This window comes from Vibrio sp. 1641, assembly GCF_033339995.1.
In the GTDB taxonomy this organism is placed as follows: domain Bacteria; phylum Pseudomonadota; class Gammaproteobacteria; order Enterobacterales; family Vibrionaceae; genus Vibrio; species Vibrio alginolyticus.
In genome coordinates, this window is record NZ_JAWOVP010000005.1 from 321,240 (window position 1) to 338,761 (window position 17,522).

The 17,522-nt window shown below is 44.6% G+C and carries 20 protein-coding genes; 5 read left to right on the plus strand and 15 right to left on the minus strand.

Going from position 1 to position 17,522, the window contains the following annotated elements:
- The first annotated feature begins 7 nt into the window (after positions 1-7).
- Complete coding sequence (locus tag R7Z47_RS13780; protein WP_025767189.1) at positions 8-292, plus strand: putative quinol monooxygenase; 285 nt, start codon at positions 8-10, stop codon at positions 290-292.
- Between the two features lie 69 nt (positions 293-361).
- Here R7Z47_RS13780 and R7Z47_RS13785 read toward each other — a convergent pair whose 3' ends face one another.
- Together R7Z47_RS13785 and R7Z47_RS13790 are read right to left on the minus strand one after the other, a co-directional pair.
- Positions 362-2,041, minus strand: coding sequence for a mechanosensitive ion channel family protein (locus R7Z47_RS13785; protein ID WP_005380681.1), 1,680 nt, complete (start codon positions 2,039-2,041; stop codon positions 362-364).
- Positions 2,042-2,232: 191 nt separating this feature from the next.
- Positions 2,233-2,673 carry a YcgN family cysteine cluster protein gene (locus R7Z47_RS13790; RefSeq protein ID WP_005384948.1) on the minus strand — a complete coding sequence of 147 codons (441 nt, stop codon included), beginning with the start codon at positions 2,671-2,673 and terminating at the stop codon, positions 2,233-2,235.
- A 188-nt stretch (positions 2,674-2,861) separates the two neighbouring features.
- On the opposite strand from R7Z47_RS13790, the gene R7Z47_RS13795 reads away from it, so the two are divergent.
- From R7Z47_RS13795 to aqpZ, 3 genes are all read left to right on the plus strand, one after another.
- On the plus strand, positions 2,862-3,110 hold the full coding sequence (locus R7Z47_RS13795) for a GlsB/YeaQ/YmgE family stress response membrane protein (protein WP_005380625.1): 249 nt from the start codon (positions 2,862-2,864) through the stop codon (positions 3,108-3,110).
- Between the two features lie 138 nt (positions 3,111-3,248).
- On the plus strand, positions 3,249-3,497 hold the full coding sequence (locus R7Z47_RS13800) for a YkgJ family cysteine cluster protein (protein WP_065767476.1): 249 nt from the start codon (positions 3,249-3,251) through the stop codon (positions 3,495-3,497).
- Between the two features lie 229 nt (positions 3,498-3,726).
- Positions 3,727-4,425, plus strand: coding sequence for an aquaporin Z (aqpZ, locus tag R7Z47_RS13805; protein ID WP_258481877.1), 699 nt, complete (start codon positions 3,727-3,729; stop codon positions 4,423-4,425).
- 51 nt (positions 4,426-4,476) lie between these two features.
- On the opposite strand, the gene recR is transcribed toward aqpZ, so the two are convergent.
- From recR to R7Z47_RS13840, 7 genes are all read right to left on the minus strand, one after another.
- Positions 4,477-5,076 (minus strand): recombination mediator RecR, encoded by a 600-nt coding sequence (gene recR / locus R7Z47_RS13810; protein WP_005380619.1) that lies wholly within the window; start codon positions 5,074-5,076, stop codon positions 4,477-4,479.
- Between the two features lie 30 nt (positions 5,077-5,106).
- Positions 5,107-5,436 (minus strand): YbaB/EbfC family nucleoid-associated protein, encoded by a 330-nt coding sequence (locus R7Z47_RS13815; RefSeq protein WP_005380618.1) that lies wholly within the window; start codon positions 5,434-5,436, stop codon positions 5,107-5,109.
- Positions 5,437-5,518: 82 nt separating this feature from the next.
- Positions 5,519-7,624: a DNA polymerase III subunit gamma/tau gene (gene dnaX / locus R7Z47_RS13820; RefSeq protein ID WP_258481878.1), complete on the minus strand. Its 2,106-nt coding sequence runs from the start codon at positions 7,622-7,624 to the stop codon at positions 5,519-5,521.
- 8 nt (positions 7,625-7,632) lie between these two features.
- Complete coding sequence (apt, locus tag R7Z47_RS13825; RefSeq protein WP_005380615.1) at positions 7,633-8,178, minus strand: adenine phosphoribosyltransferase; 546 nt, start codon at positions 8,176-8,178, stop codon at positions 7,633-7,635.
- Between the two features lie 162 nt (positions 8,179-8,340).
- Positions 8,341-8,727 (minus strand): YbaN family protein, encoded by a 387-nt coding sequence (locus R7Z47_RS13830; protein WP_080276930.1) that lies wholly within the window; start codon positions 8,725-8,727, stop codon positions 8,341-8,343.
- Between the two features lie 33 nt (positions 8,728-8,760).
- Positions 8,761-8,892: a hypothetical protein gene (locus R7Z47_RS13835; protein WP_005380608.1), complete on the minus strand. Its 132-nt coding sequence runs from the start codon at positions 8,890-8,892 to the stop codon at positions 8,761-8,763.
- 223 nt (positions 8,893-9,115) lie between these two features.
- Positions 9,116-10,222, minus strand: a complete 1,107-nt coding sequence (locus R7Z47_RS13840; RefSeq protein ID WP_005380606.1) for a response regulator — start codon at positions 10,220-10,222, stop codon at positions 9,116-9,118.
- A 289-nt stretch (positions 10,223-10,511) separates the two neighbouring features.
- Here R7Z47_RS13840 and R7Z47_RS13845 point away from each other — a divergent pair, with 289 nt between their 5' ends.
- On the plus strand, positions 10,512-11,387 hold the full coding sequence (locus tag R7Z47_RS13845) for a LysR family transcriptional regulator (protein WP_005384959.1): 876 nt from the start codon (positions 10,512-10,514) through the stop codon (positions 11,385-11,387).
- 65 nt (positions 11,388-11,452) lie between these two features.
- On the opposite strand, the gene purF is transcribed toward R7Z47_RS13845, so the two are convergent.
- The 6 genes from purF to truA form a co-directional block, all read right to left on the minus strand.
- Positions 11,453-12,967 (minus strand): amidophosphoribosyltransferase, encoded by a 1,515-nt coding sequence (gene purF, locus R7Z47_RS13850; RefSeq protein WP_005380592.1) that lies wholly within the window; start codon positions 12,965-12,967, stop codon positions 11,453-11,455.
- A 36-nt stretch (positions 12,968-13,003) separates the two neighbouring features.
- Positions 13,004-13,495: a CvpA family protein gene (locus R7Z47_RS13855; protein ID WP_005380590.1), complete on the minus strand. Its 492-nt coding sequence runs from the start codon at positions 13,493-13,495 to the stop codon at positions 13,004-13,006.
- Positions 13,496-13,556: 61 nt separating this feature from the next.
- Positions 13,557-14,150, minus strand: coding sequence for an SPOR domain-containing protein (locus tag R7Z47_RS13860; protein ID WP_017820797.1), 594 nt, complete (start codon positions 14,148-14,150; stop codon positions 13,557-13,559).
- 14 nt (positions 14,151-14,164) lie between these two features.
- Entirely contained in the window at positions 14,165-15,427 is a 1,263-nt protein-coding gene (folC, locus tag R7Z47_RS13865; protein ID WP_053349561.1) for a bifunctional tetrahydrofolate synthase/dihydrofolate synthase, read from the minus strand.
- Positions 15,428-15,473: 46 nt separating this feature from the next.
- A complete protein-coding gene (accD, locus tag R7Z47_RS13870; protein ID WP_005380583.1) occupies positions 15,474-16,400 on the minus strand; it encodes an acetyl-CoA carboxylase, carboxyltransferase subunit beta in 927 nt (308 codons plus the stop codon).
- 197 nt (positions 16,401-16,597) lie between these two features.
- The gene (gene truA, locus R7Z47_RS13875) at positions 16,598-17,392 is read right to left on the minus strand and encodes a tRNA pseudouridine(38-40) synthase TruA (protein ID WP_318130154.1); all 795 of its coding nucleotides are present in this window, start codon (positions 17,390-17,392) and stop codon (positions 16,598-16,600) included.
- Positions 17,393-17,522: the final 130 nt, after the last annotated feature.

Consider the following 17,522-nt stretch of genomic DNA (forward strand, 5'->3'; position numbering starts at 1 on the left):
AAACATTATGATTCACTTGACGGCTACCTTTCATGCACAACCGGGAAAAGAACAAGAGTTGAAAGAGGTACTTACCCGAGCGCTTGAACCTACTCGCAATGAAGAAGGTTGTGTTCGTTATCAATTGTTCCAAGATAAAGACAATGCATGCCACTTCGTTTTTCAGGAGCAATTTAAAGACCAACAAGCATTTGAGCTTCATGGTAAAACAGAACACTTTGCTCTTTTGATTAGCCAGATCGACAATTTGTTAGAATGCGAGCCGAAACTGGTGTTCTTTAACGAACTGTAACTATAGCGCTAACCGAAGATCAAAAAAGGCACTCTATCTAGAGTGCCTTTCACTAGTTGGGATCTGTGATTAAGCGTCTTGCTTCTCCACCATATGCAAATGCACATCTTGTTGTGGGAAAGGAATCGAAATACCTTCTCGGTCGAAGCGTAGTTTCACTTCTTTAGTCACATCCCAGTATACATCCCAGTAATCATCCGTTTTTACCCAAGGACGCACAATAAAATCTACAGAAGACGTATTTAATGTATGAACTTTGATCATTGGCTCTGGAGTGCGAAGTACCGAAGGGTGAGAGGTAATGATATCAGACAATACTGACTCCGCTTTTAAGAGGTCATCCGCATAGCCAATGCCAAACACCATATCCACGCGGCGAATGCGTTCATGCGTGACGTTCTTAATAACATCCCCCCAGATTTTGCTGTTAGGCACAATAATAATTTGGTTATCAAACGTACGGATTGTGGTGTTCACCAAACTCATATGGCTTACCTTGCCATCCACACCGCCAGCATACACAAAATCACCAACATCAAATGGGCGATAAATAAGCAGCATCATACCCGCCGCGAAGTTGGATAACGTGTCTTGCAACGCGAAACCAATAATCACACCAGCAATACCGAAACCGGTTAGGATTGGCGCTAGGTTCAAACCAAGCTGAGATAAGCCCACCATGATACCGATCACCCACACGAATTTGCCGGACATCGAGATAAAGAAGTCCTGCATCAAGTGGGAAAGTTTTAAGTTTTTCGATGCAACTGCTTTACGGACGACTTTGCGCGTTAACTTAGCCAGTCCGCGAGCGATCAATAAAATCAGCGCAAAAACAAACAACTGGAAGATATGCTGCGGTGCATTCTCGGCAAACCAATCCAGTGCCGAGTTGGACCAGTGACTCAGTATTGACCACACAACTTTGGTATTTAGTAAATCATGGGTGATATTACCCGTCACTTCAAAAATTTGGCGTTTGTATTCAGACGTTTCTAAACCGACTTTATCACCAATTGAAATCAGGTTGCGTAAGCTTTCTGTCGCAATATTTAGCCTTTGTTTAGTAATGAGCTGACTAAGTTGCAACGACGCTTTTTCCGACTCTGGGCTAGACGAAAGTTGGGAGCCAATGATCTCACTTTGCTGACTCAAGTACTCAATAGAAGCAGACAGTAAGCGCATACGTTTATCAATTTTATCTTTTAGTTCCGCTTCTGCGCGCTCGTTTTGGGCCCCTAGCTCCTTCAACCAAGCGAGATTTTGCCAGCTCGAATCGAAGCTAACATCAAGATAACGCTGTAGCTCTCGATAATCATTAACAAGAGCAAGCTTCTCTTCATCCTTAGCCTTATTTAAATCCTCGACGACTTTCTTTATTTTTTCCGATAGATAGTTCGTCGCATCCTCAGAGTATTGTTCTTGTTTTTTAACTAGCAAGATCAGCTTGTCGCGAGAGATAGTTTCACGTTCAATCGCTGACGCTAACTGGCTTCTTAATTCTTCATTCTTTTGGAATAGTTGCAGTTGAAGGGCATCACGCTCGTCGCCACTCGCTTGCGAGAGGCTTTGGGATAAATCCACAATCTCTCGGTTCAAGTTGTCAATCGAGATTTCGGCAGCAGAAGGCTCTTGGATATCGTCAGTAGCAGTCGCATGAACAGCCATTGGGGAGAACATAATGACGGCAAGTGCGAATAATGTCACCCAAGATGTCAGGCGCAGTTTCTGGGGGAAATGAAACGTCATGTTTACCTCATAGGGAACAATCCTGATCAAAACAATCAGGAATAGAAGTGTAAAGCGTTGAAATCATACTCCTAAGTTTACAACACTAAATAATAAACTGAGCAGCATTTCGTTAGCGAGACGTCAAAGTTGGGAGCCCCAATAGCAAACAAGCCTTTCATTTAATCAATGAAAGGCTTGTTTGTATTCGACTAAGGACGGTTGGGATGATTTAAAATATGGTCTTCCCAATCCACCACATCAATCTCGTAAACAACTTTGTTACGGACACTTTCCCCTGCCGCATGCATTGCGGACTTAGAGCCTGTAATCAACGGATGCCATTCTGGTAAAGGCTGCTTTTCAGCCAACAGACGGTAAGCGCACGTGTGTGGCAGCCAAGTAAAATCGTCGATGTCTTCTCGGGTCAGCTTGGTGCACTCTTCACCCGAAGTGAAACGGTTTGGGTAATCCTTACATGAACACGTTTTACTGTTCAGCCAGCTACAAGCCACATTGGTATAGTAGATTTCATCGGTATCTTCATCCATCAGCTTATGCAAACAACATTTGCCACAACCATCACAGAGAGATTCCCATTCCTCTTCTGTCATCTGCTCTAACGATTTACTTTGCCAAAATGGAGTGCTCATACTTCAGGTCTCACCAAGGGAATTTAGGGGGCGATTTATACTCTTCTCAACGCAAAAGTTCAAGTTTTGAGAAGATCTTGCATCCTTTCCACATAACGGTGGAGATATTCAACTACTTTCGTTTTACTGTTCTATCCTTAAACAAGTTTCCATTACTCAATTGATCAAGAAGGCATTAAGGAGTTTTCATGGGTATTATTTCTTGGATTATTTTGGGCTTAATCGCCGGCGCACTTGCTAAATGGCTCATGCCAGGAAAAGATGGGGGCGGTTGGATTGCAACAATGTTACTTGGTATTGCAGGGGCATTTGTAGGTGGCTTCCTTGGCGGCATTCTCGGTTTCGGCGGAGCAACTGGCGTCAACATTGGTAGTATCATTACCGCAACACTAGGCGCATTTATTCTGTTGTTTGTTTATAACCGTTTCTTAAAATAATCACGATGATTTAAAAGCAAAAAACCAAAAAGGGAGCGTAATGTTAAGCGCGCCCTTTTGTTTTTTTCTTTCTTCACTCTTCCAATCCACGTCAAAATGACCATAATTGCCCCCTTAATTTTTTAAGAGGTTTACATTATGGATTGTCGATTAGGATGTGGAGCGTGCTGTATTGCGCCAAGTATCTCTTCACCAATACCTGGAATGCCCAAGGGCAAACCTGCAGGTGTTCGTTGTGTGCAACTCAACGACGACAATTTGTGCAAGCTATTTGGTAAGCCTGAACGCCCTAAAGTCTGTCACGATTTTAAACCGTGTCCGATTGTATGCGGCAAGACCAATCAAGAAGCACTCGACAACATCACTGAATTAGAACAATTGACGTAATGCGACTCTAGACCACACGTTTAAAGTTAGTACCTCGGTTGTTTCTCTCCGAGGCAGTAATCAAAGCAAACTCAAGATTTAGCAATCCCCCCCTCAGCCTTTTATCTCACCCTTGAGAACTCTTGCCACATAGCGTTCCATTTGCGGTTTTTGCGCGATCTCCCTCACAATTTATTGACAATTCTCGACTATGTTCAGCGGGTCATTTAATTAAAGATCAGGAAAGAACATGAATAAGTATTTGGCTGAGGCTTTTGGCACGTTCTGGCTAGTGTTAGGCGGCTGTGGTAGCGCGGTGTTGGCTGCGGGTTTCCCTGAAGTGGGTATTGGTCTGTTGGGCGTTTCTTTGGCATTCGGTTTAACCGTTCTGACGATGGCATTTGCTATCGGTCATATTTCAGGTTGTCACTTGAACCCTGCAGTGACAGTAGGCCTTTGGGCAGGCGGTCGTTTTGAAACAAAAGACGTTGCTCCCTACATCATCTCACAGGTGATCGGCGGGCTTATCGCAGGTGGCGTGCTTTACGTTATTGCATCTGGACAAGCAGGATTCGATGTTGTGGGTTCTGGCTTTGCCGCCAATGGTTATGGTGAACACTCTCCAGGCCAATACTCGATGATCGCTGCACTTGTGACTGAAGTTGTCATGACGATGATGTTCCTGATTGTCATTATGGGTGCAACAGACAAACGTGCGCCACAAGGCTTTGCACCTATCGCAATTGGCCTGTGTTTGACTCTCATTCACCTGATCAGCATTCCTGTCACCAATACGTCAGTAAACCCTGCTCGTAGCACGGCAGTCGCAGTATATGTGGGTGAATGGGCGGTTTCTCAGCTATGGCTGTTCTGGGTTGCGCCTATTGTGGGTGGCGTGCTTGGTGCGGTTATCTACAAAAATCTTCTTGGTAAAGAATCGAACGATTAATCGTTCCTAACTCCCAAAATCAAAAAAGCCGCTGAATTCAGCGGCTTTTTATTAAATTCTGTGTCGACCTAATAGCGAATGTGACAACGTCGTGCCATCAACAAGCTCTAGCTCCCCACCGACAGGCACACCATGCGCGATGCGGCTGGCATCAACTTGGTGCTCTTTACATAGCTCTGCGATGTAGTGGGCAGTGGCTTCACCTTCAACTGTTGGGTTTGTCGCCAAAATCACTTCGGTAATATCACCGCGACGTAAGCGGTAATCAAGGACATCCAATCCAATATCACTTGGACCAATACCATCTAATGGCGACAAATGCCCCATAAGAACAAAATACCGACCAGAATATTGGCCTGTTGCTTCAACGGCTGCGATGTCTGCCGGGCTTTCTACCACACAAATTTGACCATTTTCTTGGCGTTTTGGGTTGGTACAAATGTGACAGACTTCTTCTTCGGTGAAGGTTCGACACTCAGTACAATGACCTATTTCTGTCATTGCCTGACTCAGCGCATCTGCAAGCTGCAAACCGCCTTTTCTATCGCGCTGTAACAAATGAAAGGCCATACGCTGCGCTGACTTGGGGCCAACCCCAGGTAGACAACGTAAGGCCTCCATCAATTGCTCCAGCATATGACTGGTACGCATTAAAAGTCCGCTTAATTAAATATCAGCAGATTAGAATGGCATTTTCATGCCTGGTGGTAGTTGCATACCGCCAGTTACAGAAGCCATTTTCTCTTTTTGAGTTTCTTCAACACGACGGGCTGCATCGTTGAACGCCGCAGCGATCAGATCTTCAAGCATTTCTTTGTCGTCTTCCATCAAACTTTCATCGATGTCAACACGACGTACGCTGTGACTACCAGTGATAGTAACTTTAACTAGGCCAGCACCAGACTCGCCAGTTACTTCCATATTCGCGATTTCTTCTTGAAGCTTTTGCATGCGATCTTGCATTTGCTGGGCTTGCTTCATTAGGTTGCCCATACCGCCTTTACCAAACATGTTTATCTCTCTGGTTTAATGAGGTGTTGCATCAATTAATGGGGTTATACCTTTGGGTTTTCAACCCCATTCCATTCGATTATTAGATAGGGCGCACACTATCTTTATCAAGCTCTGCAGCAAAACGACGTTCAATAAATTGAACATTTGGATCGTTTTCTAAACTGTTCAGCGCTTGCTGTAATTTCTCTTGGTAGAGCCTATCTCTCAGTTCAAGTGGTGTTTCTCCACTCTCCCCTATTTCGATGCTCATGTGGCACTCTTCACCCAACACGGTATTAAGTGCTTTAAGCAATTCGGCTTGAGCTCTATCAGTATTCAAATGAGCTTGGCTGCTTCTCAATAGTAACGAAACGGTTGTTCCTTCCTTACTATAATGAGAGTTTAGCGCAAGTTGCTCTACCAGCTTAGGGATCTCCATTAAGCTGATTAGCTTCGCCCATTCATTATGTTCTAATGACTCATCGATGAGCTTTTGTGCCATTTCAGGCGTTTTCTCATGCTCAAGTGCCTGCTTGAGCTGCGTAGGTGTCAGTTTTGTATTTACTTTTGTCTCAACAGGCTTGCTTGGACGCCAGCGATACGCTTCCTCAACTTGTGGCTCCGTCGACTTCGGAGCTAAGTTTGGCGACACCTGCGCGGAATTGCCATGCAATTGCGCTACTCGGTCGATCACCGATTCTGGTTGTGCAGATGCCGCTTTAGGCTTTTTTGAGCCACCATTTTGAGGAGTATTCTGTTGTAGGCCTTGACGCTGAGAACGTAATTGGTGACGTAAACCGCTTAGACCACCGCGCGCTGGTGTTGAAACGCTCTCTTGCATTTGTTGAGGTGGCGTTTCATGCTGCGGCGCTGGGTTTTCACTCATCGGCGGCGCCATATCATACTGTGGTGGAACCGTCTCATATCCACTCGCTTGATACTCAGGTTGCGAACTGGATGAAGGTTGAGGCGCCACTTGTGGTGTGCTTTGTGCTGGACTCGGCTGTTGAGCTCGAGGGGCAGCGGCGGTCTGAGCTGGCGCAGCCTTTGATTGACTGGCACTTTGAACTGGGGCTGAAGCTGATTCGCAGTTACTGGAAACAACATTTGCCCCACTGTTACTTGATGGGCGGAACGCCATCATACGCAGCACAATCATTTCCAGACCGACTCGCCCATTTGGCGAGAGAGTCAAATCTTCACGACCTTTCAATGCAATTTGGTAGTAAAGCTGAACGTCTTGCGGACTTAGTGCTTTACTCAACAACTCGATTTTTTCTGCATCTGGCTGCGCTCGGTCTAGCGACGCTGGCAGCGCTTGATACATCGCAATTCGATGAAGCTGTGTTGCGACTTGCTGCAACAAACCATCCCACTCAACACCATTTGCTGCTAATTGCTGGATTTTATCCATGGCTTGTTGAGGTTGCTTGCTGCTGATTGACTCTAGTAAGTGAATCGCTTGGTCGGTATCAATCGTCCCCAACATGTGGCTGACAATATCGGTTTGCACCGCACCGTTACCTAATGCAATTGCTTGATCAGTCAAGCTGAGAGCATCACGCATACTGCCATCTGCAGCATGTGAGATCATACCCAACGCTTTTGGCTCTGCTGAAACTTGCTCTTGACCTAGGATGTAATCAAGTTGCTGGTGAATATCATCAACGCTGATTGGTTTCAGATGAAACTGAAGACAACGCGACAATATAGTGACAGGCAGCTTTTGTGGATCAGTTGTTGCGAGTAAGAACTTCACATACTCTGGCGGCTCTTCCAGGGTTTTCAACAACGCGTTGAAAGAGTGACGCGATAGCATGTGCACCTCATCGATGAGGTACACTTTAAAACGTCCACGAGCAGGTTTGTATTGAACGTTGTCTAACAGTTCACGAGTGTCTTCAACTTTAGTACGTGATGCTGCGTCGATTTCAAGAAGATCGACAAAGCGACCTTCATCAATTTCACGACAAGTATCACACTTACCACAAGGTGTCGCGGTAATGCCGGTTTCGCAGTTCAAGCCTTTGGCAAACAGCCTACCGATACTCGTTTTACCCACACCACGAGTCCCGCTGAACAGATAAGCATGGTGTAAACGGTTTTGCGCCAGTGCGTTTTCCAACGCCGTCAGGACATGTTTTTGTCCGACAACTTGGTCAAACTGATTAGGACGCCATTTTCGCGCTAAAGCTAAATAACTCATTGAATGTATTAATGTCCTTCAAAATCGCAGATGCTGTACACGTTTAGACCTAGTGCTTCTAAACGTTTATCACCACCGATTTCTGGTAGGTTGATAACGAACGCAGCGTGCTCAACTTCACCACCCAGTTGGCGAATCAGCTTAGTCGTCGCTTCAATAGTACCGCCCGTTGCCAATAAATCGTCGACAACCAGTACTTTGTCGCCTTCAACGATGGCATCTGTATGGATTTCTAGTGTATCAACGCCGTATTCAAGCTCATAAGATTGAGCAACAGTAGGGCGTGGTAGCTTGCCTGGTTTACGCACTGGTACAAAACCAACACCTAGCTCAAGCGCTAAAGGCGCGCCAAATAGAAAGCCACGAGCTTCCGTACCCACAACCTTGGTAAAGCCCATATCTTTGTAACGTTCAACAAGTAAGTTGATCGTCGCTTGGTATGCTTTCGCGTCTTCAAGAAGGCTCGTCACATCACGAAATAGAATGCCTGGCTTTGGGTAGTCTTGGATGCTTTTGATGCTAGATTTGATCAGTGAGATTGTTTCTGTAGTCATAATACCGATTTACTTAGATTGGCTCATCGCCCTCTCTAATCGCAGTATCACGAGGGCAACGAACAATAGGTTTTCACCACTATGTGCTTATTTTCGTAAAAGTCACAGGCGCTGAAAATACAAACGCCCACTCGAAGAGCGGGCACACTATTCTCTACAATCTTAGTGATTTTCTTCTCGGTCAGCAACCAACTCAATCACAGGCAGACGCATAAACCAGCTGAGTAAAACGATTAGCATCACTAAAAGACCAATTTTTACCCAAACGAGGGGGACAACAACGATTGAAACCATGAAACTAAGCGCAATAAAAATCGCACCACGCTTTTTTACTTTTGAAGTAACAGCCCGATGCTTATGCCAATTGTCGAGAATGGGTCCAAACGTTTTGTGGTTATGTAACCATTGATGAAATGCGGGGCTACCACGCATAAAACATGCGCTAGCAAGCAAAATAAAAGGTGTGGTGGGTAAAAGTGGAAGGGCTATGCCGGCTATGCCGAGCACAATACAGAGTCCACCAACAGTATTGAAAAAGTAACGCTTAATACGAATGGTGAACTCCGGTACAAAATAGCTAGATTAAAAGCCTGCGTAACCATTCATTACACGAAGCCAGGTTAGCGTTGCAGGAAGTGTTGGGATCAAAAGAACTGCAATAAAACCTAAAAAGTAAAAAATATTATAAGGCTCTTTAAAATCTTTGTCTGCCATGATGTGTCTTCTCACTAGTTGACTTTGCTTCTCCCAAGGCACAGCGTTAAATTATCGTTGCACAAATGGGGCATTATTGTTTTAAGCGCTGACTATACATTAAACAGCCAAATCTAAACACCAGCAAAAAGTAAGGTTATTAAACTAAACGTATGTTGTTTTGGTGGTTCTAAAAAGATAATAAGCAGCGTAAGGACGCTGCTTATTGGTTTGCAAGTCATAATTATACTAGTCGGGATTTCCGGGTAATACTTAAACTAAAACTTGAAGAACCTAAACACCCGATAGACAACTGTCCTGCAACACTAAGCGGTAAATCGCGGGTGATGAAGTTTTTCATACTTCCTCCCCCTAAACGGTTACCTGCTGCGATGTGTTGATTCGTATTTCCGTCAGACCAATGGCTATCTAAACCCGCAGGCAATATAGAGACCGAGGATGAAGCGAGGTCGGCGACACCAAACACAGCATTGACTGCACCCGCACACTCCGAACACTCAATTCCTTTTTCAATGATCCCTACCATGTCCTTGAGATCAGCACTGAAACTTTTCAAGTTACGGAGATAATCGTCAAACAATGCCCTAACGAGCAATGTCGTCGCAACTCCATCATTAGCTTGGGAAGCAGAATCAACGAGATAAAACGCAAATTGACCATTCATTAACCAACGATAATCGAAAACCAAGGGCATCACATCCGTCGATTGCAATAAACGGTACGAGCAGCGCCAATCTCCCTGAGCAGCATCCTTCTCTGGCAATAGCGCTTGCAGTAAATCTCTTGCCGCACTCGGATTCTGTTGTAAATATTCCAGATGCCAATACAGCTCTTGTTCATCCGGGATCTCACCACCATCATCAACCCTGAACCACTGACTTGAAAAGTCACGTTGTTCTGAGAAGTGGCTATCGGTATCTTCTAGCGTATTCTCTATCGCCTGAGATAGGTGCTCATAATTACCTATCGGTTTAGGAAGAAAATCTTTAATACCAAATCGCAACGCTTTCGCGACATCGGACATTTCATCCGTGCCTGATACCACGATAAGCGGCATATATGGATATTCGAGACTAACTTCTTCGACGAACTCGATACCATCTAAGACCGGCATCGATAAATCACATAAGATAAGATCGGGTTGGCATTCCCTGAGTTGTTGAAGCGCTTCTAGGCCGTTTTCTGCTTCTACTACTTTAAAACCCTGACTTTCTAAATAGGCATTGGTTACTTTACGAAATATTGGATCATCGTCCACCAACATTATTAGTTTTTGATTAATCACTTCCTGTGCCGAGACCATTGCCGTTTGACTGTGAGTCTTAAACATACCTTTATCCCTCACAAAGCTCAGTCAAAAAAACAGATTTATTATTAAGTCATTATTTTTGTTGTGTTTACTTCCAGCAAAACGTGTCACAGCAAGACCTGAGGCCGCTTCGCCTTGTTATAAAACTTAGCTCGGAAACTGCATTAATACAAATATTACGGCGTATAACAGTATTTACTCAAACAGGGTTGCTGTGTTCAAATGATGCAACATGTTGACTTAAAGCAAGCTTTGATCACAAAGTTAATTATAAATTAACCGTAATCGGTAATTTAATGTGTCTGGAAATATGAAATTAGATGACTTAAACCTGTTTCGACTGGTTGTCGAAAATGGGAGCTACACCGCAACTTCGCGAAAAACCATGATCCCGGTTGCGACCATCACCCGACGCATTCAAGCGCTAGAAGACTCTGTCAATCTTCGACTATTGAACCGTCATGCTCGCAAACTCTCGCTCACTGAAGCAGGGGAACGTTTTTACCATGAGTGCTCTCCTTTACTACAAAGGCTAACAACCGCAGCAGAGGAAATCACTGACGACTGCCGAGGAGCATCCGGCAAGATTAAGATATCCGCGCCTTACAACTTAACTAAACGAATGATGATGCCGATGTTCAACAGCTTTATGAAGCAGTACCCGGACATCAACATTGAGCTAACGACAGAGAATAATGCGGACAAGCTTGACCCTACTGAATGGGATGTAATTTTTCGAGTGGGACCGCAACGCGACTCTAGCCTCATCGCGCGTAAGATTGGCGAAGTGAAGGATATTCTCGTTGCAAGCCCTGACTATCTAACCTCGAATCCTGCGCCACATCATGCAGAAGAGCTCTCTAACCATTCATTGCTAAAAGGGTACCCACTTATTAAGTGGACCTTGATTAATAGCAAAGGCGAGTCTGTGGTGAATGTTGATCGTGGTCGTTTTCAAGCAAACGCGCTCAATGTGGTGCGCAGCGCTTGTTCCGAAGGTTTAGGCATCACACTAATGCCAGATGTCATGATCAAAGAGTACATCGAGAGCGGCGATTTGGTACGCGTACTGCCAGATTGGAGTGCAAACCCGCGCGACATTTATATGCTTTACAACCACAAAGATCACCTGCCAGAGAAAGTTCGCCTCTTTATTGACTTTGTGATCGCTTATAACATTCACTAATTAGATAGCGAAAACAAAAACCAGAGCCGAAGCTCTGGTTTTTTTACGACTTAAGAAAGCGCATCCTATGCGCCTTCGTTATGAAGCTCTAGGTTTGCTAAGTCCTGTTGGATTTCAAGTTGTGTTTTCGCATCATCGTTACGAAGACCATCTAAAAAATCTAGGTATTGTTGGTCGATATCACCCGTTACGTATTCACCGTTAAACACGGAAGTATCGAACTGAGTAATGTCTTGATTTCCAAGACCTACAGCTTCTACCAAATCTTCTAGACGTTGATAAATAAGCGCATCGGCACCAATCTGCTTACAAATTGTATCGTTGTCACGGCCATGGGCAATAAGCTCTGTAGCACTTGGCATATCAATGCCGTATACGTTCGGGAAACGAACTTCAGGAGCCGCTGAGACCATGTACACTTTCTTGGCACCAGAATCACGAGCCATCTCAATAATCTGCTCTGACGTTGTACCTCGAACAATAGAGTCATCCACCAGCAACACATTCTTACCTTTGAATTCCGAACGAATAGCATTCAACTTGCGACGTACTGATTTCTTACGTTGTTGCTGGCCAGGCATGATAAACGTACGTCCAACATAACGGTTTTTCACGAAACCCTGGCGATAAGGGATATCGATCGCTTGAGCGATTTGCAGTGCAATGTCGCAAGACGTTTCAGGGATAGGAATGACAACATCGATATCAAGGTTTGCGTAATCTTCACGAATACGTTCGCCCAGCTTTTTACCCATTTCAACGCGAGCACTGTATACCGAAATTTTATCGATGAACGAATCTGGACGAGCAAAGTACACGAACTCGAAAATACAAGGGTTCAGCTTAGGATTATCTGCACACTGCTTCGTGTAAAGCTCACCGTCAAACGTTGCGTAAATCGCTTCACCAGGTGCAACATCACGGACGAAATCAAAACCGACCGCATCCAATGCCACCGATTCAGACGCAACCATGTACTCTGCTCTGCCGTTAACTTCACGCTTACCTAAACAGAGCGGGCGAATACCGTGTGGGTCACGAAATGCAATCATACCATGACCAATGATCATGGCGGTCACAGCATAAGCACCGCGAATTGTGCGATGAACATTGGTGACTGCGCGGAATACGTCTTCGGTCGTGACATTTCCTTTTACTGAGTCAATTTCGTGCGCCAGTACATTTAGTAATACTTCAGAGTCTGAAGTGGTATTGATATGACGGCGATCTTTTTCAAACAGCTTCTGACGAACTTCGTTAGCGTTAGTCAAATTACCGTTGTGGGCAAGTGTAATACCGAAAGGAGAGTTTACGTAGAAAGGTTGAGCTTCTGAAGCGCTTGAACTGCCTGCTGTAGGGTAACGAACATGACCAATTCCGACCTCGCCTTGCAGGCGTTGCATGTGTCTTGCTTCAAATACATCCTTGACTAAACCGTTCGCCTTACGTAGACGAAAACGATTGCTTTCTATGGTACAAATACCAGCGGCATCTTGGCCACGATGCTGTAACACCGTTAACGCGTCATAAATAGACTGGTTTACAGGCGTTGTGCCCACGATTCCAACAATACCACACATGTCCTAATCCTCGATTTGCGACAGTAGCTGGCACTACTAGATAGTGCCAGACAGAAAACTTGATGTTGCTTGTAAATGCTCGAAGAATGGGGCGATGATACGGCTGAACTCAGGGATCAACTGTGAATCTTTCCACCAATCCGAGCTTGGGAATGCAGTAAACGCATCCATAAAAAACAGCACCGCAGAAACAATTAAGACTCCGCGTAGACCACCAAATACAATCCCGAGAATTCGGTCCGTACCTGATAGCCCTGTTTTTTGTACCAGTTGACCAATGACGTAATTCACCACTGCACCAACTACCAAGGTTGCGACAAATAACGCCGCAATCGCCGCTCCGTTACGAAACATATCATCTTCGATGTTGGTGAAGTACACCGCCAATTTGGCATAGTAATTACTGGAGATAAAAAACGCTCCGAACCAAATCACCAAAGACAAAGCTTCTTTAGCAAAACCGCGAACTAAACTGATCAGAGCTGAAAATCCGATCACACCTAAAATGATAAAATCTATCCAATTCATCTTTTCTTCATCTTAAGTTGGCGCGCATTTTAACAGAAAAAATGCTGACGCAAACGTTTTCTTATGGATTTAATGGCTTAAATTTAAGCAATTGACCTTTTGAACCTGTAATTTTTTGTAATTCTTGAACTTGTCGTTCAAGTTTACTTTTTGACACATCAGGGCCAACAATCACTCTCGTAAACTCGTTTTCTTTCTTTGTGTGAGCTTGATAACCACGCTTTTGCAAATCCGCGACAAGCGCGACAGCATTTTCGTGATTCTTAAGTGCCATCAACTGAATGATCCAAGCTGAATCTTCATATTGATTTTTCTCTTGAACAGGACGAGTGACGACCTCAACTTGCTCTGGTTGTTTGATGACCTCAGGTTTAGATGTTGGCGCTGGCTCGGGCTCAGAAACGGCTACTTGAGCATCCTCACGTTCTTGCACTACAGCTTCAACCGGAGAATCCGGTAACGTAATGTCGTCTTCCACTGGCTCTAATATTTCGAAGTTTTCCACATCACTATCAAGTTCTGGTTTGATAGGAATACTGGCAAATTCTTCTTTGTAGTGCAGTTTCTTACCATCTAGCACATCGGGAAGAACAATGACTCCGACTGCGACTAGAATGATGGTGCCGACTAAACGACTTTGGAATTTACTTGCCATCAAAATACCTTTACTTATTTATTATTTGATTGCCAATGTTCCAATACCTCTCCGACGGTATGGAATGAGCCAACCACCAGAATAACGTCTCCTGTCTTTGCGTGGCTTCTCGCACTCTCGAAGGCGTCAACAGGGTTTTCAAAATGAACTTGCCCATCAGGTAAGTATTGGCACAATTCATCAGCGGTCGCCGCTCTCGGTCCAGTAAGCGACGCTGGATACCATTGTGTTGCAACTGGAGTTAGAGCTTCAATGGTTGCTTTAATGTCCTTGTCATGCAGCATTGCAACCACAATATGGATATTCTTACCCAGATATTGTTGCTTCACTCTCTCTACCAAATACTCAGCAGAGTGCGGGTTATGAGCGACATCAAGGACTATTTCAGGTTCGTGATGCAGTACCTGCATACGCCCCGCCAAACGAGCATTATTCAAGCCATTGACAATATTTATGTCAGTGATTTGCAATTCCGAAGCCCCTAGTGCCATCAGTGCAGTGGCTGCATTTTGTAATGGTAGCGATGGGATTGGTAAATCCTCTAACTCAAATGCCCCACTGCTCCATTTCCAACCATTATCAGTTAGTTGGTAATCGTACTGAATACCTACTTGGAAGAACTCAGAACCAATATCGTCAGCATGAGCCGCCACGGTCGCTGGTGGCGTTGGTTGACCACAAATTGCTGGCTTCCCTGAACGGTAAATGCCCGCTTTTTCAAAGCCAATAACATTGATGTCATCACCAAGCCAATCCACATGATCGATCGCTAAGCTCGTAATAACAGAAACATCATGGTCAACAACGTTAGTGGCGTCTAGACGACCGCCAAGTCCTACTTCAAGTAAGACAACGTCAACTTTCTCTACTTGGAAAATACGTAGCGCAGCAAGTGTACCGAATTCAAAGAGGCTAAGGCTAATATCACCACGCTGCTTTTCTACATAATCGAATGCTTCACAGTGCTTTGCATCTACAACATCGACGCCATTAATGCGTACACGCTCGTTGTAACGAATCAGGTGCGGAGAACTGTAAACACCGACTGAATAGCCAGCATCAAGTAAAATGGCTTCCATTAACGCACACGTTGAGCCTTTGCCATTGGTTCCGGCAACGGTGATTACGGTTGGAGCTGGTTTGGTAAGATTGGCTTTGTTTGCTACCGCTTGGACACGGTCTAAGCCTAGATCAATTGCTGAGGAATGAATATTTGCTAAATAATCAAGCCACATCTCTAATGAAGATGTGGCTTGAGGAGTTGGGTTTTGGGTCATCTAACTTTAACCATTAAATTCTTTGGTTTTTATGTTAGTTGATACTTTACCCTTTTTCGTCCGCTTCTGGTACAGAATATGGCTCTTCATTTGGAGATTCGTTAACCGAAACCACCAAAGGAGACTTGTGGTTAGTCATCTTAGCGATAAGACCACCCACACGCTGACGCATTTCACGACGGTCAACGATCATATCAATAGCACCGTGATCAAGTAGGAACTCACTACGCTGGAAACCTTCAGGAAGATCTTCACGTACAGTTTGCTCGATTACACGACGACCAGCAAAGCCAATGAGGGCCTTAGGTTCACCGATGTTGATATCACCCAACATAGCCAAACTTGCTGATACACCACCCATTGTAGGGTCAGTTAGAACAGAAATAAACGGCAGACCTTTTTCTGATAAACGCTCAAGCGCAGCACTGGTTTTTGCCATTTGCATAAGAGACATTAAAGCCTCTTGCATACGAGCACCACCACTTGCTGAGAAACAAACAAGCGCACAGTTATTTTCAATGGCTGCATCCACTGCTTTCACAAAGCGAGCACCAACGACTGAACCCATTGAACCACCCATAAAGGAGAATTCAAACGCACACGCCACAAGCGGCAGACCAAGCAATTCACCCTGCATCACAACTAGCGCATCTTTCTCACCGCTATTTTTTTGTGCAGCAGAGATACGCTCTTTGTATCGCTTAGAATCTTTAAATTTCAGTTTATCCTGTGGCTCAAGTTCAGAACCTAATTCAACTCGATTACCTTCATCTAAAAATGTTTCCAAACGACGACGCGCTTTCATACGCATGTGATGGTTACACTTTGGACAAACTTCTAAGTTACGCTCTAGTTCAGCATGGTATAAAACCTGTTCACAAGAGGTACATTTAGTCCACACACCTTCTGGGATAGAAGCTTTGCGTGAACTTACTAGATTGCTTTTCTCTAAAATCTTTTCAAGCCAACTCATGGAAGACCTTTTCTCTCAACTCTTCCGCTTCATTGCGAAAGATATAAATTCGACATAATACCGACGGATTAAACCATATCTTGCAGCTACTGTAGATAAAAAACTGGTTGTACCTATTTTTGATATCGTAAATAGCGTATGTTTTCCGTTCACATTCAATGTAAACACTACCGATATTTTGAAATAAGTTTGTAAAATTAGTTCAAATTATCTGGTAAAAACAGTGGACCGATCGGCACTTCAGGTAACCCAAACTCTTCTGGGTAGTCTACATCTACCAGGTACAGACCTTCCGCTTTCGCTGTCGCACCCGCTAGTTTGCGATCTTTGGCTTCTAATAACCACTTGATCCATTCAGGACTCTCTTCGCCACGTCCAACTTTTATCAAGCTACCCGTGATATTACGAACCATATGATGCACGAACGCATTAGCTTTAATATCAATAACCACATAGTTCCCATGGCGCGTAACGTTCAGATGCATCAAGTTTCGAAATGGGCTGCGAGACTGACAATGCGCCGCGCGAAACGACGTAAAATCATTTTCGCCAAGTAGGGACTGCCCTGCTTCATGCATTTTTTTCTCGTCGAGCTCACCATGATAGTGACTAACCCCCGAGTTTAAGATGCCTGGACGTAAAGCATGATTGAAAATAATGTAACGATAACGGCGCGCTGTCGCTGAGAATCTTGCATGGAAATCATCTGAAACTTCCTTAGCCCAACGAACCGCTATATCGCTTGGCATGTTCGCGTTTGCGCCCATGGTCCAAGCTACCATTTTTCGAGTAACGTTGGTATCAAAGTGCACAACTTGTCCCGTGCCATGCACGCCTGCGTCTGTCCGACCAGCACACTGAACTTCAACTGGGTGATTAGCGACGACGGACAATGCTTTCTCTAGCTCTTCTTGGACACTTTTCACTTCTCTTTGGCGCTGCCAACCAAAGTAGTTTGTACCGTTGTACTCGATACCTAATGCGATTCTCATCTTAACCTTCGAACTCTAAAATGGGGCGGGAAGTATATACTCAAGTCACCTCAAGTTGCCAGTTTCACCAAGGATGACATAAAGGTAGCATCCTACTAACGGGACACAAAAAGGGTAGCAAACGCTACCC